At 64.5% G+C, this 22,463-nt stretch carries 18 protein-coding genes and 1 pseudogene; 11 read left to right on the top strand and 8 right to left on the bottom strand.

Annotated features, from left to right (window positions below; genetic code table 11):
- Positions 1 to 400: 400 nt before the first annotated feature.
- The 3 genes from IWX65_RS05215 to IWX65_RS05205 form a co-directional block, all read right to left on the bottom strand.
- A complete protein-coding gene (locus tag IWX65_RS05215; RefSeq protein ID WP_196881395.1) occupies positions 401 to 1,810 on the bottom strand; it encodes an MBL fold metallo-hydrolase in 1,410 nt (469 codons plus the stop codon).
- 309 nt (positions 1,811 to 2,119) lie between these two features.
- The gene (locus tag IWX65_RS05210) at positions 2,120 to 2,890 is read right to left on the bottom strand and encodes a sulfite exporter TauE/SafE family protein (protein WP_196881394.1); all 771 of its coding nucleotides are present in this window, start codon (positions 2,888 to 2,890) and stop codon (positions 2,120 to 2,122) included.
- Positions 2,887 to 3,528, bottom strand: a complete 642-nt coding sequence (locus tag IWX65_RS05205) for a rhodanese-like domain-containing protein (protein WP_196881393.1) — start codon at positions 3,526 to 3,528, stop codon at positions 2,887 to 2,889. Before IWX65_RS05205 ends, IWX65_RS05210 begins: the two co-directional genes overlap by 4 nt.
- A gap of 125 nt (positions 3,529 to 3,653) precedes the next feature.
- On the opposite strand from IWX65_RS05205, the gene IWX65_RS05200 reads away from it, so the two are divergent.
- Both IWX65_RS05200 and IWX65_RS05195 read left to right on the top strand, forming a co-directional pair.
- Positions 3,654 to 3,911 carry a metal-sensitive transcriptional regulator gene (locus IWX65_RS05200; protein WP_196821515.1) on the top strand — a complete coding sequence of 86 codons (258 nt, stop codon included), beginning with the start codon at positions 3,654 to 3,656 and terminating at the stop codon, positions 3,909 to 3,911.
- A gap of 92 nt (positions 3,912 to 4,003) precedes the next feature.
- Positions 4,004 to 4,420 (top strand): DUF302 domain-containing protein, encoded by a 417-nt coding sequence (locus tag IWX65_RS05195; RefSeq protein WP_196881392.1) that lies wholly within the window; start codon positions 4,004 to 4,006, stop codon positions 4,418 to 4,420.
- Positions 4,421 to 4,663: 243 nt separating this feature from the next.
- Here the strand turns inward: IWX65_RS05195 and IWX65_RS05190 are convergent, their stop codons facing one another.
- The gene (locus tag IWX65_RS05190) at positions 4,664 to 6,661 is read right to left on the bottom strand and encodes a BCCT family transporter (protein WP_334683674.1); all 1,998 of its coding nucleotides are present in this window, start codon (positions 6,659 to 6,661) and stop codon (positions 4,664 to 4,666) included.
- 544 nt (positions 6,662 to 7,205) lie between these two features.
- Between IWX65_RS05190 and IWX65_RS05185 the strand changes: the two genes are divergently transcribed.
- Positions 7,206 to 7,901: a GntR family transcriptional regulator gene (locus IWX65_RS05185; protein WP_196881391.1), complete on the top strand. Its 696-nt coding sequence runs from the start codon at positions 7,206 to 7,208 to the stop codon at positions 7,899 to 7,901.
- 241 nt (positions 7,902 to 8,142) lie between these two features.
- Here IWX65_RS05185 and IWX65_RS05180 read toward each other — a convergent pair whose 3' ends face one another.
- The 4 genes from IWX65_RS05180 to purU all read right to left on the bottom strand — a co-directional run bounded on the left by IWX65_RS05180 (position 8,143) and on the right by purU (position 13,224).
- The gene (locus IWX65_RS05180) at positions 8,143 to 9,018 is read right to left on the bottom strand and encodes a bifunctional 5,10-methylenetetrahydrofolate dehydrogenase/5,10-methenyltetrahydrofolate cyclohydrolase (RefSeq protein WP_196881390.1); all 876 of its coding nucleotides are present in this window, start codon (positions 9,016 to 9,018) and stop codon (positions 8,143 to 8,145) included.
- On the bottom strand, positions 9,015 to 9,641 hold the full coding sequence (locus tag IWX65_RS05175; protein WP_196881389.1) for a cyclodeaminase/cyclohydrolase family protein: 627 nt from the start codon (positions 9,639 to 9,641) through the stop codon (positions 9,015 to 9,017). Before IWX65_RS05175 ends, IWX65_RS05180 begins: the two co-directional genes overlap by 4 nt.
- Positions 9,642 to 9,761: 120 nt before the next feature.
- On the bottom strand, positions 9,762 to 12,254 hold the full coding sequence (locus IWX65_RS05170) for a GcvT family protein (RefSeq protein WP_196881388.1): 2,493 nt from the start codon (positions 12,252 to 12,254) through the stop codon (positions 9,762 to 9,764).
- 55 nt (positions 12,255 to 12,309) lie between these two features.
- On the bottom strand, positions 12,310 to 13,224 hold the full coding sequence (gene purU / locus IWX65_RS05165; protein ID WP_196881387.1) for a formyltetrahydrofolate deformylase: 915 nt from the start codon (positions 13,222 to 13,224) through the stop codon (positions 12,310 to 12,312).
- A gap of 170 nt (positions 13,225 to 13,394) precedes the next feature.
- Here purU and IWX65_RS05160 point away from each other — a divergent pair, with 170 nt between their 5' ends.
- The 8 genes and pseudogenes from IWX65_RS05160 to IWX65_RS17715 form a co-directional block, all read left to right on the top strand.
- Positions 13,395 to 14,027 carry a GntR family transcriptional regulator gene (locus IWX65_RS05160; RefSeq protein ID WP_196881386.1) on the top strand — a complete coding sequence of 211 codons (633 nt, stop codon included), beginning with the start codon at positions 13,395 to 13,397 and terminating at the stop codon, positions 14,025 to 14,027.
- A gap of 207 nt (positions 14,028 to 14,234) precedes the next feature.
- On the top strand, positions 14,235 to 15,533 hold the full coding sequence (gene glyA / locus IWX65_RS05155; protein WP_196881562.1) for a serine hydroxymethyltransferase: 1,299 nt from the start codon (positions 14,235 to 14,237) through the stop codon (positions 15,531 to 15,533).
- On the top strand, positions 15,530 to 16,750 hold the full coding sequence (locus IWX65_RS05150; RefSeq protein ID WP_442859164.1) for a sarcosine oxidase subunit beta family protein: 1,221 nt from the start codon (positions 15,530 to 15,532) through the stop codon (positions 16,748 to 16,750). The genes glyA and IWX65_RS05150 overlap by 4 nt, the downstream gene beginning before the upstream one ends.
- A 13-nt stretch (positions 16,751 to 16,763) precedes the next feature.
- On the top strand, positions 16,764 to 17,165 hold the full coding sequence (locus IWX65_RS05145; protein ID WP_196881385.1) for a sarcosine oxidase subunit delta: 402 nt from the start codon (positions 16,764 to 16,766) through the stop codon (positions 17,163 to 17,165).
- Positions 17,162 to 20,164 carry a 2Fe-2S iron-sulfur cluster-binding protein gene (locus tag IWX65_RS05140; RefSeq protein ID WP_196881384.1) on the top strand — a complete coding sequence of 1,001 codons (3,003 nt, stop codon included), beginning with the start codon at positions 17,162 to 17,164 and terminating at the stop codon, positions 20,162 to 20,164. Before IWX65_RS05145 ends, IWX65_RS05140 begins: the two co-directional genes overlap by 4 nt.
- Positions 20,157 to 20,792, top strand: coding sequence for a sarcosine oxidase subunit gamma (locus IWX65_RS05135; RefSeq protein ID WP_196881383.1), 636 nt, complete (start codon positions 20,157 to 20,159; stop codon positions 20,790 to 20,792). The genes IWX65_RS05140 and IWX65_RS05135 overlap by 8 nt, the downstream gene beginning before the upstream one ends.
- A gap of 72 nt (positions 20,793 to 20,864) precedes the next feature.
- Positions 20,865 to 22,262 carry an L-serine ammonia-lyase gene (locus IWX65_RS05130; RefSeq protein WP_196881382.1) on the top strand — a complete coding sequence of 466 codons (1,398 nt, stop codon included), beginning with the start codon at positions 20,865 to 20,867 and terminating at the stop codon, positions 22,260 to 22,262.
- 52 nt (positions 22,263 to 22,314) lie between these two features.
- Positions 22,315 to 22,463 (top strand): annotated as a pseudogene (locus IWX65_RS17715) (pyridoxal phosphate-dependent aminotransferase); the annotation flags it as partial.

Genomic DNA, 22,463 nt, shown 5'->3' with positions numbered 1-22,463 from the left:
AGGGCCCGTAGGCGTACCGGGCCATACCGAAGGCGACCCCGACCACCGCCGCCCCAGCCACACCAATGCGGCCACCCGCGGAAAGTTTCACGAATACCACCTCGTCCTGCGTCCAGCGTCGTGCACGGGAGCCGCTGCCCCGCCTCACCGAATTGGCGTCCAGACGCATCCAGCCTGGGTGCTCCTCCTGACCGGTTTTGCGGCGAAGATATTGGAGAGCCACTCATACCGTCCGCCTCAGCCTGGGTGATCCCTTGATGGGCCTCAGGTTTCAGGAGTAGCACCCGGCCCGCGTCGGTGGCTGGGTAGTGTCGGCGCCTGCCCGGGTGCGGAAGGTTCTATGCGATCCAGCCAGGAAGCTTGCCAGGTGCCCACCCCTGCCAACGAGCCGGGTCGATGGTCAGGTGGTGGGAGCGGTTTTCCGGGCCTGCTGCCAGGAGTTCCAGGCCGTGTAGCTGCCATCGAGTTCGACGACGTCGTAACCGGCCCGGCGCAGGGCGCTGGCGGCGACGGAGTTACGGAGTCCGCTTTGGCAGTAGGTGACGATGGTCCCGTCGGTGGGTAATTCGTCCAGGTGCCACATGAGCCGTCCGCCGTTGAGTTGGTGCGCTCCGGGGACGTGTCCACTGGTGTGTTCGGTGCGGTTGCGGACGTCCAGGATCAGAGCCGCGTCGAACCCGGGGAGGTCGGCGGGCTGGATCAGGGCGGGTTCAGTAGCGGGCAGTCCGTCGATGCTGGTGACGTACCCGGCAACATCGTCGATGCCGACGCGGACGAGGTGGTCCCGGATGTCCTGCGCCTGGTCCTGGTCGGTGGCGAGCAGGACCAGGGGGTTCGTGTCCGTCTCGGGGTTCACCACCCATGCCCCGTAGGTGGCAATCGCAGCGCCGGCTGGGATGTTCAGGGACCTCTCCACCGTGCCCTGGTGCACGTCCTTCGCGGAACGGGTGTCGACGAACGTCACCGTGTCCGCGGCGAGGCCGGCGGCGACCTGGTCCTGGTCGAGTTCGATCAGGGGTGCGCGTTCTCCCAGCACGGCGGGGCCTTCCCGGTTCTCGCGCTTCATCCGGTTGAAGTAGGCGTGGGCGTCGGGCTGCCCGTCGAGGAGCTCGTCGATGAAGCCCCGCTCATCGTTGGCGGCGAGGTAGGGGCCCCACCAGGAGTAGAGCCGCTCGTAGCCGACGGTCGAGGACGGAATGGCGCCGAGTGCTTTGCCGCAGGCGCTGCCGGCACCGTGGGCGGGGTGGACCTGAACGTAGTCGGGTAGGGTCAGGAACTTTTCCTGCAGGCTCCTGAACAGTTGCTTGGCGCCCTCGAACCGGGTGTCGACGCCTCCTGCGGCTTCGTCGAGGAGGTCCGGGCGGCCCAGGTCCCCGGAGAACACGAAGTCGCCGGAAAGCAGGTAGCCGGCATGGTTGCTGAATGCGCCGTCGGTGACGAGGAAGGACAGGTGCTCCGGCGTGTGCCCAGGGGTGTGGAGGGCTTGCAGGGTGATGTTGCCCAGGGTGATGGTGTCCCCATCATGCAGGCGCGTCCCCTCGAATCCGTACTGCCATTCCGGTCCGCCTTCACCGGACACGTGGATCGCAGCCCCGGTCGCGGCCGCCAACTCGCGGGTGCCGGAGAGGTAATCGGCGTGGATATGTGTCTCGGTGACAGCGGTGATTCTCATGTTGTTCTTCGCCGCCAGGTCCTGGTAGACGGCAATGTCGCGGCGTCCATCGACCACAACGGCTTCGCCTGTGGACTGGCAACCGATCAGGTAACTGGCCTGGGCGAGGTCTTCGTCGTAAATGCGCTCTATCAGCATTTGGTGCTCTCCTTCATCGATTTGGGGATCTGACGCCCGTAGGGGACTAATTCAAATACCCCTGGGGGTATCCGCTGGTGTCCATCGTAATACCCCTAGGGGTATACGGCAAGGTGGGCGACATCCCGGTCGAACAGTCGCGTGGTGTTGGGCAAAGGGAGTGCGGAACCGAACCCGGAACGGGACAGGTCCTGGCAGGCACCCGGAATGAGGGAACCGGCTCCGCGTGCCTGCACTGCGTCAGCAGGGCCGGCGTGGCAGGGTGTCAGGTGGTGGGGAAGTCCTGCAGGGGGCTGGGCTTGTGGTAGGTCAGGTGGAGATCAGGGTGGTGGCGGTGCTCAGGGTCACCCAGGCGGCCACGGCAAAGATGAGGACGGCAAACGAGATGCGGATGTGGCGTTCGTCGAGTCGGCGCGCAAACCGCGCTGCTGCAAGGGAACCAAGGATGGCGGGGACGGCGAAGGCGAGGACGATCGGCCAGTTGATCGTGAAACCTGCCGCATGGGCGCTGAAACCGGCCGCCGAGTTGAGCACGATGATCGCCAGGGAAGACCCGACGGCGTGCTTCATCCGCAGCCCCAGGAATAGTGTCAGGGCCGGGGTGAGCAGGAATCCTCCACCGACACCCAGGAGCCCGGTGAGGAACCCGACCAGCAGGCCCACGGCGACTGCCTTCGGGGCGCAGGTGCGGAAAGACCTGCCGGGTCCGGAGCTGCAGGAGCCCTGGGCTTCGGTGGTGCGACCGAGCATCCGCATGCCGGCGATGATCATGATGCACGCGAAGGCAAGCATCAGGACCTCCGGGTCCACCAATCGGCCCACCGCTGTTCCCACCCACGCGGACGGGATGCCGGCAGTGCCGACGAGGAGGATCACCGGCCAGTTCAGGCCCGCACCCACCCGCGGGATCAGTGCGGCCAGGGAGGAAACGCCCACGACCAGCAACGACGTGGGAATCGCTTCTGCCGGGCTCATGCCCACCCCGTAGACCAGGGCGGGGACGGCGACGATGGACCCGCCGCCGCCCACCACGCCGAGGACGATCCCGACGGCAAGCCCGAGGATCAGGGCGGCGATCACGCCGCCGGCACCTCGCCGGTCCGGCTGATCACTGAGGGAAACTGCAGGATGGCCGATTCACGGGTGGGTTCCTGGGCTGCCTTGTTCCAGGGCATCGCGGACAGGGCCCGTCCCATGGCGCACGTGTTCGTCGCCGCGGAGAACGTCAGGCCGGTCCCGATAGCGCCGGCCAGCAGGCGGACCTTCGGAGAGATGAACCGCCCACCGGCCAGGCCGACCAGAACCAGGGATCCGGCCGTGAGGCGGACCTGCCGTTCGAGGTCCCAGCGAGCCTTGCCGCGTACCACGCCGCCTCCGTCAGCTGCGAACCCCGGGACGCCGCCGGTGAGGACGTGGGCGGCGCCGATCCCTGAGGCTGCCAAGCGTTGGCGTGCCTGTTCGGCCCGGACGCCTGACTGGCAGGCCAGAACCACCCGGCTGCCCAGACGGGCGGCGAACTCGTGCGTGTGTTCAGAGAGCAAGGGCAGCGGGACGTTGTAGGAGCCACGGATATGCAGGGACTCGAATTCTGCCGCCGAACGCACGTCGATCACCACGACGTCCTCATTTCCGGCAATCCAACTCCGCAGCGTGCCGGGATCGAGCGCGGTCAGGGTTGCCGTCGAGGACGAAGAGGTCGAGGAAGAGGGGGTGCTCACAGGGAGGCCTTTCGATCAGAAGGGAGATAGATACCCCCCGGAGTATTCCGCATACCCCCGGGGGTAGTCAAAATACCGGTGGGGGTATAAGCTTGAGGTAAGCAACCGCGACTCCTGGAGACACCATGCAACTCGATCCGACCGAACTGACCCCCGTGATCAACCGCCTCAAGCGCGCCCAAGGCCAGCTCGCCGCAGTCACCCGCATGCTCGAGGAAGGCAAGGACTGCAAGGACGTCGTCACCCAGCTCGCAGCAGTCTCCAAGGCACTCGATCGGGCCGGGTTCGCCATCATCGCCAGTGGCCTTGAGCAATGCATCGTTCGCGAGGACACCAGCCTCGACAAGAAAGAACTCGAAAAACTGTTCCTCACCCTCGCCTGACACGGTCTTGCCTGGCCGTGGCACGAACCCGGAACCGGGCAGATAGTCCAAGCACCCGCCCTCATCGCACGACCTCAGCGAAGGAGCTCCCCATGACGTACACCCACTCCATCACCGTCCCCCTGTCCTGGAACGACGCAGTGCAGAACACTCGGGAAGCGCTCAGTGAGCAAGGCTTCGGGATCCTCACGGAAATCAACGTCCGTGCCACCTTCGAAACGAAACTCGGGACAGAGGCCGCGGACGCCGTCGGAGACTACATCATCCTCGGCGCCTGCAACCCGAGCCTTGCCAGCCGCGCCCTGGCCGCGGAACCATCCCTCGGTGCACTGCTTCCCTGCAACGTAGTCGTCCGACGCGGTCCCGACGAGCTCGAAACCACCATCGAAGCCATCGACCCGCAGACCATGGTGCAACTCAGCTCGAACCCCGCCGTCCGGGAGGTGGCCGACGAAGCCGACACCCGCCTGCACACGGCCCTCGCGCGCCTCTCCAAGACACAGAAGTAGTCATGCCGAGCATCGATTCACCGAAACCATAGGAAGGTCCCTCGCCCGGTGGTAAGGGTCCTTCCTATTCCAGGAGCGGCTCACGTCCATGCAGAGGAATCGAATCAGCCGCAGGGAGCAGTGCTTGTCTCCAGGACCATCCCTCGGAAGGTCAGTTACGACGCGCCGGTACGAGGAGGTACTCCCGGTCCATGACAGCACGCTCTGGCTCCGGCGCTTCAGCGCCAGAGCCAGAGCCGTCTGCTAATGACGGTGCGGTTCAGAAACCGGATCGCCGTCGGGGCCGCCATCCGGTCCCGGGTGCGCTTCGGTGCAGTCATGCCGTGTCACGAGATCGAAATGGTCTCCGCCGTGTTGTTCCACGCCAGTGCGGATCGCCCGTTCGACCACGGATGTGGCCAGGCGCCGTCGTAGGGAGAGGGGATCGCGACGCAGGTCCTTGGTGAGGGCAAAGCAGAGCAACAACATGACGATGACGAACGGTAGCGCTGCCACGATGGTGATTCGTTGCAGGCCGGCCAAGGCTTCCGAAGGTTCGTCGCCGCCGGCCAGCAACATGACCGCCGCCACGGCGCCGGTGAGGCAGCCCCAGAAAATGACCACTCCGCGGCGGGGGTGTTCTGCGCCGTTGGAGCTGAGCGATCCCATCACGATGGAGGCCGCGTCGGCGCCAGTGATGAAGAAAATTCCGACCAGAACCATGGCCAGCACGATAACCGCTGCGGTGAGCCAGCCAGGCATGCCCAAATTCTTGACGAGGTCGAAGAGCGCTCCGTCGAAGTTGACGGACGGTGTCCCGTCGACCATCGTGACGAGGCCGGGGGTGTTGGCCTCGTCGGCTTCCTGCTGCACCTGGAAGGCGGCTCCGCCGAAGACGCTGAACCAGATCACGCTGACGACGCTTGGCACCAGTAGCACTCCGGTGACGAACTGGCGGATGGTGCGGCCGCGGCTGATGCGGGCGATAAAGAGGCCTACGAACGGCGTCCAGGAAATCCACCAGGCCCAGTAGAAGATAGTCCAGCTGGTCATCCAGCTACGGAGTGATTCGTCACCGACCGCTTCGGTCCGGGACGACATCTCGGCCAGGTCGCGGGCGTAATCGCCGACCGCGGAAGGGATCAGGTTGAGGATGAATATGGTGGGGCCCGCGATGAAGACGATGAGCGCCAGGACGACGGCCAGGACCATGTTGATGTTGGAGAGCCACTGGATTCCGCGGCTGATGCCAGAGACGGCCGAAGCAACGAAGCACAAGGTCAGGACGGCGACGATCACCACGAGTACGGGGGTGCCGATTTCGCCGAACCAACCATTGGAGGTCATGCCGCTGCCGATCTGCAGGGCGCCCAGGCCCAATGATGCGGCGGTACCGAACAGGGTGGCGAAGATGGCCAGGATGTTGATAAATTTTCCGACCGGTCCTTCGACCGTCCTGAGGCCGAAGAGCGACGTGAAGGCGACGGAGACCAATTGCCTGCGACCCAAGCGGTAGGTGCCGTAGGACATGGCGATGCCGACCACCGCGTACATGGCCCAGGGGTGAAGCGTCCAGTGGAAGATCGAGGTGGCCATAGCGGTCTGGATGGCTTCGGGGGTCCGTCCGTCCACCGTGCCGGGCGGGGGAGCGATGTAGTGGTAGAGCGGTTCGGCCACGCCGTAGAACATCAGACCGATGCCCATGCCGGCGGCGAACATCATCGCGACCCAGGAGACGGTACGGAATTCAGGTTTTTCTCCGTCCTTGCCTAGCGGGATGTTCCCGAACTTACCCAGGGCCAGCCACAGGACGAAGATCACGAAGAAAGAGGCCAGGAGCATGAAGAGCCAGCCGGTGTACTCCATGACCCAGTTCAGGGCACCAGTGGAGGTTTCGGACAGACTGTCACGTCCCACGAAGCCCCAGATAACAAAGGCAATGGCGACGACACCTGTGATCCCGAAGGTGATTTTGTCGAGGGTGAGTTTGTGGTTTCGCCGTTCCGAAACGGCTTGCTCAGTCTTGGCATGGCGTAATTCTTCGAGGATCTGCCTGTGCTCTTCGATGTCCGGCGAGGCGGCCGTTCCTCCGTCCTCCGGATCGAGAACAGCGGGGTTTGTGCCTACTTCCTCGGAGACACTGAAAACTGCATCGCTATTCTCCGTACTTCCGTGTTCTTCACTACGTGAAGTTTTGCCCGACGCGTTGTCGGCAGAAGATCCTTCGGGTGGGTGGAGTCTTAAGTCATTGTTGAAAGCCATAAGCGGTTCCTTAGCTCGGCGAGGCATGGGCTTGCGGTTGAATATGGCCCTCGGAGTTCAATCCGGGCGGAAGGTTGGGTGCCTCGTCCGATTCGACGACCAGAATGTTGCCGTCGACGATGTGCACGTCGTGAGTGCGTACTCGCAGTTTGGCCGGGAGGCGTCCACGGCTCCGGGGGGAGAGATCGGACCTGATATGTTGTCTTGGCGTGTTAGATATATCAGTAAGACCTTATAGTCGGGATGAAGAGATGTCCATAGGTTCCCGCGATCATGTACCTGGCCGAGCGCCTCTACGCGGACCGCAGGTAGGCGCATCTTCTTACGGACCGCGGAAGTGATGATCCCTGTCCACTTGCAAACGCTCCAATGCCCGTCGCTCTCCGTGCTTAGCGCGCCCGTGCTTGGTGGGGCAGGATCCGCTTCCGGAAGGACTGGACCCTTAGGCAGCCTTATGCTTTCATGTTGATATATTAGTTGTTGCTACTTCGTCCGGGTGGGCCCGGGTTCAATGCTCGGCCGCATACAGGGAGAAGTCTTGAAAATGGCAAGCGCTGGCGGATTACCGGGTGAGGGAGGAAGTTCGTTCCCGCCGTTGAGGCAGGACGATGAATCGTTCGCCGACTTCGCCTATCGAATCTTGTGCGACGAATTGATCGTTCTGGATATCAAACCGGGTGAGCCCCTCAACGATGAAGTGATTTCGAGGCGGCTCGGTGTTGGCAGGACGCCGATTCGCGAGGCTATGAAGCGGCTGGAGAGCGATTATCTGGTGGTGGCCTATGCGCGGCGTGGAACGTTCGCTGCGGGCGTGGACATCAAGGATCTGGCTGAAATTTCCGAGATCCGCCAGCTTCTGGAGCCTGCAGCAGCTGCGCGCGCTGCGCGGCTTGCGTCGCCGCAGCTTCGGCAGGAGCTCAGGGACTTTGCCCGGGAAGTAGGGGAGTTGCTGCCAGGGATGCAGTCGCAGCAGGATCTTATGCGCCTGGACATGCGGGTCCACCGGAAGATCTATCGCGCAACAGGAAGCCGGCACCTTGAGGATGTCCTGACTCGATACGACAATTTGGCAACACGGATCTGGAGCCTGGTTCTGGAAAAGCTTCCGCCGGTGTCCGAGCATATTGCCCAGCACATTGAGTTGCTCGAATGCATCGCGGCCGGGGACTCAGAAGCTGCTGCACGGTTGACCATCCAGCACGTCACCGACTTCGAGAACCTGATCAGGGCTGCCCTGTAGCCCCGGGGTCAGGACCCGCTCAGCATCCGCTCATGCGGGAAGAGCGGCCCAAGAACTCCAAGGATGGCAGTGGCCTTGGTCTGGATTTCCGCCAGCTCATCGTCAGCGTCGGAGTCCGCGCCGTGCAGAAGGAACGCAACACCCGCACGAGCGCGGACACTAAGGTTCGCCCTTCAGGCGTATTTCCGCCGTCGACGCCCACGATCACGGGTTCCACAGTGGCAGATGTGTCTGCCGTGGATCACCCGGCAGCGCCCGGGACCAAGGCATGCGATTGCTTCCGCGCGGCCTCTGTTGTGTGCAGGAGAAGCAGGGATGTGGTGACGGAGCCGACGCCACCCGGGACCGGAGTCAGCGCCGCGGCGACGCCGCGCACGCTGGCGTCGTCGACATCCCCCACGAGGGATCCGTCAGGGAGGACGTTGGTGCCGACGTCGATCACGACGGCCTCGGATGAGACATGGCTGCCGGTCAGCAGACCGGCACGCCCGGCTGCGACGACCACGACGTCGGCGGTCTTGGTGTATCTCTCCAGTGGACCCGACCTGGAGTGGCAGACTGTCACCGCGGCGTCGCGCTCCAGCAGCAGCAGGGACAATGGCTTCCCCACGACGGCGGAACGGCCGATGACGACCACGTTCCGACCCGGCAGTGGGATGTCGAAGTGGTCGAGGATCTCGATGACGGCGCGCGCCGTGGCAGGCGCGAACGATGGCCGGCCCACGGCCAGACGCCCCAGACTCGAGGGGTTCGCGCCATCGATGTCCTTCTCCAGGTCAATGTGCCCGACCAGCTCCTCTGTCCGAACGCCGAGAGGTAGAGGCGTCTGGAGGATGATGCCGTGAACGGATGAATCATCGCTGAGGTCCTTCAGGACTGAGGCCAAAACCTGTTCGGTAGCGTCCGGGCCGAGGTCCAGGACCCGGCAACTGATGCCGGCACTTTCGGCGGCCCGTTCGATGGACCGGACATACCAGTGCGTGGAGCCGTCATCGGTGGCCACAACCACGGCGAGCGTGGGCCGCAGCCCATTGGCTTCGAGGTCCCGGGCCTCTTGCTGGGCCTTTTGCTGAATGATCCTTGCCAGTGCTTTTCCGGAGAGGACTACAGTGCTCAACCGAGAATCCTTCCACGCACACGTGCCACGAGGTCATCTGCTGCCAGAATGACCTTTTCCTCGATGCCGTCGGTCTGGTCAGCCAACCGCGAACGGGCCGTGGTGTCCTTGATGGCCACCACGTTGATGTCGATGTTCACCCGTGCGGTGGTGGCGGCTGCGCGGGCTGCGTCGGCGGCAGCAGCGATGTCGCTGATCACCGTGGCGTTCGCGACCTCGAGAAGTTCCGTGGCAAGATCCACGATGACGCCTGCCAGCTTGACGAGCTGCGCGGGGGTCTGCGCGGCTCGGATGAGCGCGTCCTGGATGGCTGCCTTCCGTGCGGCCTTGAGCTCGTCCGTCCCGGACGGAAGCTTGTACGAATCGATGACGCCCTGGAAAGCATGTTGATCAGCGTCCGCCAAGTGCATGGCCTCGACCACCAGTGCGTCCGCGGCGCTGATGATCCTCTGAACGGTTTCGGCGTGCTGCGCGTACTTGGCGCCGGTGGTGTACCGAGCAACCATGGCGACGAGTGCCGCTCCCTGTGCGGCGTGGAGGGCCGCGGCCGCACCGCCGCACAGGGTGGGTTCGCGCGAGGCAAGACGGGCGAGGTACTCACTGACTGTTTCTGAACTGATCATGTATTTTCCTGCACTGACGCTCGGGTCGGCTGGGCGAGGGGATGGGAGGAGCCAAGGTAGCGGCCCGTACTCTGGTTCGGTAGAAGTCCGGGCCGCTGCTCGGAAATGGCCGGCGGGTTGTCAGCCGCGGAGCCTGCTCATCGTGGGGTCGTACAGCGGATCTGCGGTGACCGTGGCCTGGATGCGCCGTCCGAAGTACTCGATCTCCACTGAGTCGCCCACCGAGACCGCGGCGGGGAGGTAGGCGTAGGCAATCGGCTTGGCGACGGTGTAGCCGTACGCCGCGCTGGTGACGTAACCGACTGCCTGATCCTTGTAGAAGACCGGTTCCTTGCCCAGCACGACGCTGCGGCCGTCGTCGACCGTCAGGCACCGCAGGTGGCGTGCGGCATCCTCCTCGGTCCGGCCTTCCAAAGCGGTCTTTCCGACGAAAGATTCCTTGGTCATCTTCACTGCGAATCCGACGCCGGCTTCCAGAGGGTCGTGCTCGGTGGTCATGTCAGTGCCCCACGAACGGTAACCCTTCTCGAGACGCAGCGATCCGAAAGCTGCCCGGCCCGCGGCGATGACGCCATGGGGCTGCCCGGCCTTCCACAGTGCATCCCAGAGCCGCTGGCCGTTGTCTGCACTCGTGTACAGTTCCCAGCCCAGCTCGCCGACGTAGGACAAGCGCATCGCGGTCACGGCTACGCCACCGATAACGACCTTCTTGGCCCGGAAGTAGCGGAGACCATCGTTGGAGAAGTCGTCGGTGCTGACGGTGCTGATGAGGTCCCGTGCGAGGGGGCCCCACAGGCCGATGCAGCACGTTCCGCCCGTCGTGTCGCGCACCTGCACCCAGTCACTTGCGGTTCCGTGTTCCGTCTGGTGGCGGGCGGCCCGCTCGAAGTAGGCGGTGTCGATGTTTCCGTTGGCTCCGAGCTGGAAAGTGTCCTCGCTCAGGCGGGCCACCGTGATGTCGCTTCGGATGCCACCGGCGGAATCGAGCACCAGGGTGTACGTGACGGCACCAGGCTTCTTGCTCAGGTCGCCTGTGGTGAGCTCCTGCAGAAGCTTCAGCGCTCCCGGACCGGAGACCTCGAGGCGCTTGAGCGGAGTCATGTCGTACATGGCCACTGCGGTACGGGTCTTCCACGCTTCGGCGGCCGCAATGGGCGAGTTGAACATGGCCGACCAGGCATCACGGGCCGGGGGCAGCCATTCGGCGGGCATCTCCTTAAGCAGTTCCGCGTTGGCTTCGAACCAGTAAGGGCGTTCCCAGCCGCCGGACTCCAGGAACAGTCCTCCCAGCGCCTTGTGCCGGGCGTAGAAGGGGCTGACGCGCAGGTTGCGGGGGGAGAGCTTGGGCTGCAGCGGGTGCAGGACATCGTAGATCTCCACGAAGTTCTGCTGGGAAGTCTCGCTGACATACTCAGGGGTCAGCTGGACCTCTTCGAAGCGGTGGATATCGCATTCACCGAGGTCGATCGAGGACTTGCCGGTGGTGAGGAGCTCGGCAACGGCGCGGGCGACACCGGCCGAGTGGGTCACCCATACGGCTTCGGCGACGAAGAAACCATCGAGCTCTTTGGACTCGCCCACCAGGGCCCCGCCGTCGGGAGTGAAGGAGAAGATGCCGTTGAAGCCATCCTCGATCTCGCTTTCCCGCAATGCCGGAAGCAGCTGCTTGGTGTCCTCCCAGGACGGGAGAAAGTCCTCCAGGGTGAAGTCGAGACGGGATGGCATGTTGTGCTCGTTGATGCTGCTGGGGTCGTAGGAGCCCAGGTCTGCGAGGTCCACGGGCATGGGACGGTGCGCGTAGGAGCCGATGCCGTAGCGGTCGCCATGTTCGCGATAGTAGAGGTCCCGGTCCTGGTGACGCAGAATAGGCAGCGAAGCACCGTTGGGAAGTTCGTTTCGGCCCTTGAGTGCCGGCACCGGAGTGGTCGTGACGTACTGGTGTGCGAGTGGCAGCAGCGGGATCGACATGCCGATCATTTCGCCGATCTTGGCGCCCCAGAAGCCTGCGCAGGAAACCACGATGTCGGCGGGGATGACACCTTCGGACGTCTGGACACCGGTCACGCGACGGCCGGACTGCTCGATGCCCGTGACCGTGGTGTTGCCCAGGTACGTGACGCCTGCGGCTTCCGTGCGCTTGATCAGCAGCTGAACTGCGCGGGCGGCACGTGCCAAGCCGTCAGTGGGGACGTGGAGTCCACCCAGGATGTCTTCGTCGTTCAGGAGCGGGTAGAGCTCCTTGCACTCAGCGCGGGAAAGGATCTTGCCTTCGATTCCCCATGATGCGGCGTATCCGAGCTTCCGCTTCAGGTCAGCGAGGCGGGTCTCGGTGGTGGCGACCTCGAGGCCACCGACCTGGTTGAAGCAGCTGACGCCATCCTCGGTCAGGGACAGGAGCTTCTCGACGGTGTACGTGGCGAAGGCAGCCATGGTCTTCGAAGGGTTCGTCTGGAAGACGAGACCCGGGGCGTGGGACGTGGAGCCCCCGGGCATGTTCAGCGGACCCTGGTCCAGGACGGTGATGTTGTTCCAACCCCGGGCGACCAGTTCGTCGGCCAGGTTCGTACCGACGATTCCAGCTCCGATGATGACAATGCTTGGCGTCGATGCCATGTGATTTCTCCTGCTGATCTTCGTGTGTTGTCTCTGCTGGTCTTGTGGTACTTGGTTACCGGAACACGACGGTGCTGGTTCGATCCAGCAGTACACGGTGCTCGCAGTGCCAGCGCACGGCGCGGGACAGTGCCAGCGCTTCGGCGTCCTGGCCAACTGTTGAAAGGGCGGTTGGTCCGTAGCTGTGGTCGACCCGAATGACTTCCTGTTCGATGATCGGCCCCTCATCCAGCTCCGCAGTGACGTAGTGGGCGGTAGCGCCTACCAGCTTGACACCACGATCGTAGGCCTGGTGGTAGGGGCGCGCGCCCTTGAATCCCGGGAGGAAGGAATGGTGGATGTTGATCGCCCGGCCTTCCAGGGCGCGGCAGAGGTCATCGGACAGTACCTGCATGTACCGGGCGAGGACGACGAGGTCGATGTTGTGCTCGTCCACCAGTTCCAGCAGGCGCTGCTCGGCATCCGACTTGGTCTCGGGGGTCACCGGAAGGTAGATGAAGGGGAGGCCGGCGGCCTCGGCCATGGCCCGGTGGGTCTCATGGTTGGACACTATGAGGGCGATGTCGCCGCCGAGGCTTCCACCCCGCCAACGGAAGAGCAGGTCGTTCAGGCAGTGGCCGAACTTGGACACCATCACGAGGATGCGTTGCTTCGTCTGGTCATGAAAGCTGAATTTCATGTCGAAGCGGCCAGCGATGGAACGAAATTCTTCCTGGAGCCTCTCTGGGGTGCAGGCCGACGAGCCGGAAAAGGCGGTGCGCAGATGCAGTGTCTGGCGGAGGCCGTCATCGAACTGCTGGTGCTCGTCGATGTTGAAGCCACGCTCGAAGAGGAAGGTGGTAACCGCCTGGACGATGCCTGCGCGTTCAACACATGACAGTGTGAGAACGAACTTCTGGGTCTGGTCTTCCACACGTGCCTCTGACTGAGGCAGCGTGGTGGTCGATGAGTCTGTCGTGATCAGGGTCATGTCCCCTCCTTAAGATATACGCCGAATGTCTATACTGATATATTAGAATTATTGATCAGCGTATACTGGTCGATGAGAGAGGTCAATAGCCCTCCCGGCTCGAATCGAAAGGGGTCCACGCTGTGGCCGTTGAAACTTGGGGAACTGCTGATGATGCCGCAAGGAGGTCGTTGGCTGATGTAGCCTACGAAGCGATTCGGGACCGACTGCTGATGCTGGACATCAAGCCAGGCGATCTACTCAATGACGACCTGCTCGCCCAGGACCTCGGCGTCGGACGTACGCCTGTGCGTGAAGCCCTGAAGCGGCTGGAACTCGATCGCCTCGTTGTTTCCTACCCGCGGAGAGGAACTTTTGCGACGCGCGTGGAGGTCACCGACCTTGCCTACATCTCCGAGATCCGCACCCAGCTCGAGCCCCTTGCCGCTTCCCGGGCTGCGCGTGTGGCTCCGGCGTCGGTGAGGGAGCAGTTGCGGGAGGTGGTGCGCGCCGTGGAGTCCTTCGACTCGAACGCAGCATCCGTCGTCGAAACACTGCGGCTGGATGCCCGTGTGCACCAGGGAATCTATGCGGCCGCCGCCAATCCCCACCTCGAAGATGTCCTGATCCGCTACGACAACCTCGCGACACGAATCTGGTGCATGGTCCTGGATCGCCTTCCCGACCTGTCCGGCCACGTGGATGAGCACGTGGACCTGCTCCGCGCGATTATCGACGGAGACGAGATCCGGGCCGCTGAGCTCGCGCGGATCCACGTCATCGGCTTCGAGCAGGCTGTACGCGAAGCTCTTTTCGCCGCCTGAACCGGACCTTCCCCACCAGGAAACTGAAGCGCAATCCTTCCGGGCTGCGCTTCAGCCGTTTCGGGACTCCTCGTCCGCTGCCTGGTGCGTTCCTTCGCCGGCCGATCCGAGCGGAAAACCTGTTGACACTCTCGGGTACCAGAAGCATACTTGAGTCACGAAACTAATATATTACGAGGATATTAGGTAGCAGACATAGGAGACATGATGGTCGACGTACTGACCCGCTCGCTCGCAGAGACCGACCCACTGGTCCACGCCGCCATACAGCAGGAATTGCTGCGCCAGCAGGACACCCTGGAGATGATCGCCTCCGAGAATTTCGCGCCGACTGCCGTTCTGGAGGCCCAGGGGTCTGTGCTGACCAACAAGTACGCCGAAGGCTACCCCGGCAAGCGATACTACGGCGGCTGCGAGCACGTCGATGTCGTGGAGCAGTTGGCCATCGACCGTCTCAAGTCACTTTTCGGTTCCGAATTTGCCAACGTGCAGCCCCACTCCGGCGCCCAGGCCAACGCAGCTGCGATGTTCGCCCTCATCCAGCCCGGCGACACCCTCCTGGGGTTGAATCTCGCGCACGGCGGCCATCTCACCCACGGCATGCGCATCAACTTCTCCGGCAAGCTCTACAAGATCGTCCCGTACGGGGTGCGGGAAGACGACCATACGATTGACATGGCCGAGGTCGAGCGCCTGGCGGTCGAGACCAAGCCGAAACTGATCGTCGCCGGCTGGTCCGCTTACTCCCGGCAGCTGGACTTCGCGGAGTTCCGCCGTATCGCCGACCTGGTAGGTGCCTACCTGATGGTGGACATGGCCCATTTCGCGGGTCTGGTGGCCGCGGGACTTCACCCCAACCCCGTGCCTCACGCCCACATCGTCACGAGCACCACCCACAAGACGCTCGGCGGCCCGCGCGGTGGCGTGATCCTCACCAACGACGCCGCCATTGCCAAGAAGGTCAACTCCGCGGTGTTCCCCGGACAGCAGGGCGGTCCGCTGGAGCACGTCATCGCAGGGAAGGCCGTCGCGTTCAAGCTCGCTGCCGAGCCCGAGTTCCGCGACCGCCAGGAACGTACCCTCGAAGGTGCCCGCATCATCGCGGAACGCATGCTGGCCGCCGATGTCGCGGAGTCCGGTGTGACCGTCGTCAGCGGTGGCACCGACGTGCACCTGGTGCTGGTGGACCTGCGCAACTCGGACCTGGATGGCCAGCAGGGCGAGGACCGTCTGCACCGGATCGGCATCACGGTCAACCGGAACGCTGTGCCGTTCGACCCGCGTCCCCCAATGGTCTCCTCCGGTCTGCGCATCGGTACCCCGGCCCTGGCCACGCGTGGCTTCGGCAAGACTGAATTCACCGAGGTGGCGGACATCATCGCCGCCGCACTCAAGCGCGAGTTCAGCGACGAGACCGCGGCGGAACTCCGGCAGCGGGTCGAGAACCTGGCCGGCAAGTTCCCCCTCTACCCCAACCTCTCCTCCGACGCGACCGAGGTGGCATGATGGCCGATCTGCTTCCGGAGCATCCGGAATTCCTTTGGCACAACCCGGACCCCAAGAAGAGTTACGACGCCGTGATCGTCGGCGGCGGCGGGCACGGCCTTGCCACCGCCTACTTCCTGGCCAAGAACCACGGCATGACCAACATCGCCGTGCTGGAGAAGGGCTGGCTCGCCGGGGGAAACATGGCCCGGAACACCACCATCATCCGTTCCAACTATCTGTGGGATGAGAGTGCGGCGATCTACGAGCACGCACTCAAGCTCTGGGAGATCCTGCCGGAGGAACTCGAATACGATTTCCTCTTCAGCCAGCGCGGTGTGATGAACCTGGCCCACACCCTGGGGGACGTGCGTGAGAGCATGCGCCGGGTGGGCGCGAACAAGCTCAACGGCGTGGACGCCGAGTGGCTGGATCCGCAGCAGGTCAAGGAACTGTGCCCGATCCTCAACATCAGCGACAACATCCGTTACCCGGTGATGGGGGCCACGTACCAGCCGCGGGCGGGGATCGCCAAGCACGACCACGTGGCCTGGGCCTTCGCCCGTAAATGCGACGAGCTGGGCGTGGACATCATCCAGAACTGTGAGGTGACCGGCTTCGTCAAGGACGGCAATCGGGTCACCGGCGTCAAGACCAACCGGGGCACCATCAACACCGAGAAGGTCGGCCTGTGCGCCGCCGGCCACAGCAGTGTGCTGGCCGAGATGGCCGGTTTCCGGCTGCCCATCCAGTCGCACCCGCTGCAGGCACTGGTGTCCGAGCTGCACGAGCCGGTCCATCCGACCGTGGTGATGTCCAACCACGTCCACGTCTACGTCTCCCAGGCCCACAAGGGCGAACTGGTGATGGGTGCGGGCGTGGATTCCTACAACGGATACGGCCAGCGGGGTTCCTTCCACGTCATCGAGCATCAGATGGCGGCCGCCGTCGAGCTTTTCCCGATCTTTGCGCGGGCACACGTGCTGCGGACCTGGGGCGGGATCGTGGATACCACCCTGGATGCCTCCCCGATCGTCGGGACGACCCCGGTGGACAATATGTTCGTCAATTGCGGCTGGGGCACCGGCGGGTTCAAGGGAACTCCCGCGGCCGGGCTCACCTTCGCGCACACCATCGCCACCGGTGCCCCCCACGAACTCAACAGGCCCTTCGCGCTGGAACGCTTCGAAACCGGCGCCCTGATCGACGAACACGGCGCCGCCGCCGTGGCGCACTAGAAAAGGACCGGACATGCTTTTGATCCCCTGCCCACACTGCGGCCCGCGGGACGAGACCGAGTTCCACTACGGTGGCCAGGCTCATGTGCCCTACCCGAAGAATCCGGCCGAACTGGATGACCGCCAATGGGCGGAGTTCCTGTTCTACCGGGACAACACCAAGGGTGCGTTTGCCGAGCGGTGGCTGCACAGCACCGGGTGTCGCCAGTGGTTCAACATGCTCCGCGACACGGTCACCTACGATATCCAGGCGATCTATCAGATGGGCGCCCTCCGGCCGACGCCCGACCCGGCGGCACAGGTCGCGCCGGATTCCGGCACCGCCAGCACCGCCCCTGACAGCACCACCACCGGCGACACGGCACCGAGCACCTCTTCAACCAGCACTCCCGCCCCGGAAGGAGCAACAACGTGACTTCCCAGACCGCCCGCCTCGCCGCCGGCGGACGCATCGACCGCACCATCTCCTGGCGTTTCGCCGTGGACGGCGAGGAATTCGTCGGCCACCCCGGGGACACACTCGCCTCGGCGCTGCTCGCCAATGGGCGGATCACCGCCGGCAACTCGCTGTACGAGGACCGGCCCCGAGGCATTCTTGCCGCCGGGGTGGAGGAACCGAACGCGTTGGTCCGGGTGGAACCACGGTTCCCGGGCCATGTGGCCGAGTCGATGCTTCCGGCCACCACCGTCGCGCTCGTGGACGGGCTGAAGGCGGAGTTCCTGAATGGCCTGGGCAGGCTGGACCCGGAGGAGGACCGGGCGGAGTACGACAAGAAGTACGTCCACACCGACGTCCTGGTGATCGGCGGTGGGCCCGCCGGCTTGGCCGCTGCCCGTGAAGCGGTCCGCACCGGCGCCCGCGTGATGCTGATGGACGACCAGCCGGAACTGGGTGGATCGCTCCTGTCCGGCTCCACCGCTCCGGCGCTCGCCGAGACCATCGATGGTAAGCCGGCCCTGGACTGGGTGGCGGACGTCGAAGCCGAACTCATCTCCGGCGCCGAATGCACCGTCCTGAACCGCACCACAGCCTTCGGCGCCTACGATGCCAACTACGTCATCGCCGTCCAGAACCGCACCGACCACCTGTCCAGCCCCGCCGCCCCCGGCGTATCCCGACAGCGCATCTGGCACGTCCGTGCCAACCAGGTGGTGCTGGCCCCCGGCGCACACGAGCGCCCCCTGGTCTTCGAGAACAACGACCGACCCGGGATCATGCTCGCCTCCGCCGTGCGCAGCTACCTCAATCGGTACGCGGTAGCAGCCGGGCAGCGCGTCGTCATCAGCACCACCAACGACAGCGCGTATGCCTTGGCCGCGGACCTACGTGCCGCCGGCGTCGAGGTCGCGGCCGTCGTCGACGCCAGGCCGCAGCTCACCGATGTTGCCGCTGCCGCCGTCGACGCCGGAACCCGGGTGCTGATCGGCAGTGCCGTGGCCGCCACCGCCGCCGGAACCGACACCGCCGGAACCGACACCGCCGGAACCGACACCGCAGGAACCGCAACAGCTGCCGGCGACGGCCGGCTGGAGAGCGTGACCGTCCGCGGCATCAACGACGACGGCGAACTCACCTCCGGCGTCGAAGAGATTCCCTGCGACCTGCTGGCCGTTTCCGGCGGGTGGAGCCCGCTGGTGCACCTTCACTCCCAGCGGCAGGGCAAGCTGCGCTGGGACGAGGACCTGGCGGCGTTCGTGCCGAGCACAGTGGTCCCGAACCAGCAAACCATCGGCTCCGGCCGCGGCAGCTTCGAACTTACGGACGTCTTGGCCGAAGGCGTCTCCGCTGGAGCCGCAGCAGCGATCTCCGCCGGCTTTGCCTCCTCCGTCGAGCCTGCCCCGATCGGCGAACCAGAAGCGTCCGCTCCGACCCGTCAGCTGTGGCTGGTCCCCGGGCAGTCCGGCGGGCCGGCGGACTGGCACCACCACTACGTCGACTTCCAGCGTGACCAGTCCGTAGCCGATGTCCTTCGCTCCACCGGCGCCGGAATGCGGTCCGTCGAGCACATCAAGCGCTACACCTCCATCAGCACCGCCAATGATCAGGGCAAGACCTCCGGCGTCAATGCGATCGGCGTCATTGCCGCCGCTCTCCGGACAGCCGGTGAAGCCTCCCGCGGTATCGGTGACATCGGCACCACCACCTACCGGGCACCGTTCACGCCGGTCGCGTTCGCCGCCCTGGCGGGGCGCCAGCGCGGGGAACTGTTCGACCCTGCCCGCGTGACGTCGATCAACCCCTGGCACGTGGCGCAGGGAGCGCTGTTCGAAGACGTGGGGCAGTGGAAGCGCCCCTGGTACTACCCGCAGCCGGGCGAGGACATGGACACCGCGGTGCTGCGTGAGTGCGCTGCGGTACGCGAGTCCGTGGGTTTCATGGACGCCACGACCCTTGGGAAGATCGAGATCCGGGGCAAGGACGCCGGGGAATTCCTGAACCGCATCTACACCAATGCGTTCAAGAAACTCGCTCCCGGTTCAGCCCGCTACGGCGTGATGTGCATGGCGGACGGCATGATCTTCGACGACGGCGTGACCCTGCGCCTCGATGAGGACCGCTACTTCATGACCACCACCACAGGCGGGGCCGCGAAGGTGCTCGACTGGCTCGAGGAATGGTTGCAGACCGAATGGCCGGACTTGGACGTGCACTGCACCTCCGTGACCGAGCAGTGGAGCACCATCGCCGTCGTCGGACCGAAATCCCGTGCGGTGCTGGCAAAGGTGGCACCGGATCTGGCCGCGAACGGCGGACTCGAGGCCGAAGCGTTCCCGTTCATGACCTTCCGGGAGACCACCCTGGCCTCCGGCGTGCGGGCGCGGATCTGCCGGATCTCGTTCTCCGGCGAGCTGGCCTACGAGATCAACGTCCCGTCCTGGTACGGGCTGAACACCTGGGAAGCCGTGGCGGCCGCGGGGGCTGAATTCAACATCACCCCGTACGGCACCGAGACCATGCACGTCCTGCGGGCCGAGAAGGGCTACCCGATCGTGGGCCAGGATACCGACGGCACCGTGACCCCGCAGGACGCCGGCATGGAATGGGTGGTATCCAAGGCCAAGGACTTCATCGGCAAGCGCTCCTACGCCCGGGCTGACGCCCGTCGCGAGGACCGCAAGCACCTGGTCAGCGTGCTTCCCGTAGACGGCTCGTTCCGACTGCCGGAAGGATCGCAGCTCGTGGAAAAGGGCATCGAGACGAGCCCCGCCTCCGGCCCGGTCCCCATGGAGGGCTTCGTGACGTCGAGCTACCATAGTGCCGCGCTCGGCAGGTCCTTCGCGCTGGCCCTGATCAAGAACGGCCGCAACCGGATCGGCGAGATCCTTGTCGCCGCCGCCGGTAACCAGCTGGTCGACGTCGTGGTCGCCGAAACCGTACTTTTTGACCCCGAAGGGACCCGCAAGGATGGCTAACACAGCAGCACTCGATGGCATCAATGGACTCCGGGACATTCGCCGCAGCCCCGCCTCCCACCTGGCCGCGGTCCTGGAAGCCGGCTCCATTCAGGGATCAGTGGTCCTCAACGAGATCCCGTTCCAGACCATGGCCGGCGTCCGCGTAGACCCCCGTTCCGAAGAAGGCTTCCGGATCGCCGCCGTGGTCGGTGGCCTGCCCACCCGCAGCGGCGAGGTGGGCGGTGCCGACGGCGTCAGCGTCCTCTGGCTAGGACCGTCCGAGTTCCTGGTGGTGGCACCTGAGGAGGCTCACGACTCGCTGGGCGGCGACCTCATCTCCTCCCTCACGGGCGCCCTGAGCCACGCCCCAGGTCAGGTAGTGGACCTGTCCGCCAACCGCACCACCTTCGAACTCTCCGGTCCACGGGCCCGCGCTGTTCTGGAGAAGGGCTGCGCACTGGACCTGCACCCCCGCAGTTTTCCTCCGGGAACAGCCCTGACCACCGAGGTAGGAAGCATTCCGGTCACCCTGCAGAAGACCGGAGCCGAAAGCTTCCGGCTCTTCCCCCGCGCCTCGTTCGCCGACTACCTGGGCCGGTGGCTCCTGGACGCCTTGAGGGAGTTCGCTTCCCCCGAGGTACCCTGATGGCCCTCAGCGCTCTGGGCCTCTTCCGACAGGATCATCTGCCGGGCCACCAAGACACGAAGGAACTACAACATGGCTGTAGGAGTTTTCGACCTCTTTTCCATTGGGATAGGACCTTCGAGCTCACACACTGTCGGACCGATGCGGGCTGCCGCGGTGTTCAGCGAGGAGCTGAAGTCCTCCGGCATCCTCGCTGATGTCGAATTCCTGCGAGTCGACCTTTACGGGTCCCTCGCTGCGACAGGGCACGGGCACGGAACCATGACGGCGATCCTTCTCGGTCTTGAAGGTTTTTACCCGGAGCTGATCCAGCCCGAGGAGGTGGAGGAGCGGCTGGCAACCATCGCCAGCACCGGCATCCTGGAGCTTGGTCAAAGCGTGTCGTTGCCCTACGGGGTCAAGGACATGGTCCTACGCCCCCTGACGATCCTGCCGCGGCACACCAACGGCATGACATTCACCGTCTACGGCCCGGCCGAGCAGGTCCTCCATACGGCCACTTTCTTCTCGGTCGGCGGAGGGTTCATCGTGCGGGACGGTGAGGAGGACGCCGCCCAGCAGGAACTCGAAACCTCGAAAAAGGAGCTTCCGCTACCGTTCCGCACCGCTGCGGAGCTGCTGGAACACTGCCGTCGAACCTCCCTCGGTATCAGCGACGTGATGCTGACCAACGAGAAGGACAGCCGCACGGAGGAGGAGATCCGGCAGGGGCTACTCCACATCTACTCGGTCATGGAAAGCTGTGCAGAGGTCAGCCTCACGCGCGAAGGACTGCTACCCGGCGGGCTCAAGGTCCGTCGGCGCGCCCCCGACTGGCATGATCGCCTGCTGAAGGAAGACAAGGACCGCGACCCCAAGTACTGGCAGGAATGGGTGAACCTGATCGCTCTTGCCGTCAATGAGGAAAACGCCTCAGGGGGCAGAGTAGTCACCGCGCCGACCAACGGAGCGGCGGGCATCATCCCCGCCGTGCTGTACTACGCCCTGCACTTCGCGCCGGGCATGCAGAACGCCAGCCAACAGGATCGCGACGACGTGGTGGTCAAGTTCCTCCTGACCTCCGGTGCTGTCGGAGTCCTCTATAAGGAACAAGCTTCGATCTCGGGCGCGGAAATGGGTTGCCAGGGCGAAGTGGGCTCTGCGTCGTCCATGGCTGCCGCCGGCTTGGCCGAAGTGATGGGCGGCAGCCCGTTGCAGGTTGAGAACGCGGCCGAAATCGCGATGGAACACAATCTTGGTCTGACCTGCGATCCCATCGGTGGTCTGGTTCAGGTGCCCTGCATTGAACGAAACGCCATCGCTGCGGCGAAAGCGATCAACGCTGCCAAAATGGCGCTATGGGGGGACGGTGTACACCGGGTGTCCCTCGACGAGGTCATCATCACCATGCGGGAAACAGGCAAGGACATGAGCTCCAAGTACAAGGAGACAGCGATGGGCGGGCTGGCCGTCAACGTCGTGGCGTGCTGAGCAGCAATTATTGCCTAAGATCGAACACAATCTCGATGAGGAGTGGAACGGTATGCAGCAACTCGCGCACCGGCTTGACCGTCTGGGCACTGAGACTGCCTTCAGTGTCGCCCAGGCCGCGGCTGCCTGGAAGGCGAAGGGGAACACTGTGTATCCCTTCCATCTCGGTGATATCAACATCCCGACGGCCCCCCATATCGT

This window comes from Arthrobacter sp. CAN_A214, from assembly GCF_015751955.1.
In the GTDB taxonomy this organism is placed as follows: domain Bacteria; phylum Actinomycetota; class Actinomycetes; order Actinomycetales; family Micrococcaceae; genus Arthrobacter_D.
Note: the sequence above shows the minus strand (reverse complement) of the source record. Positions and strands in the feature narration are given on the sequence as shown.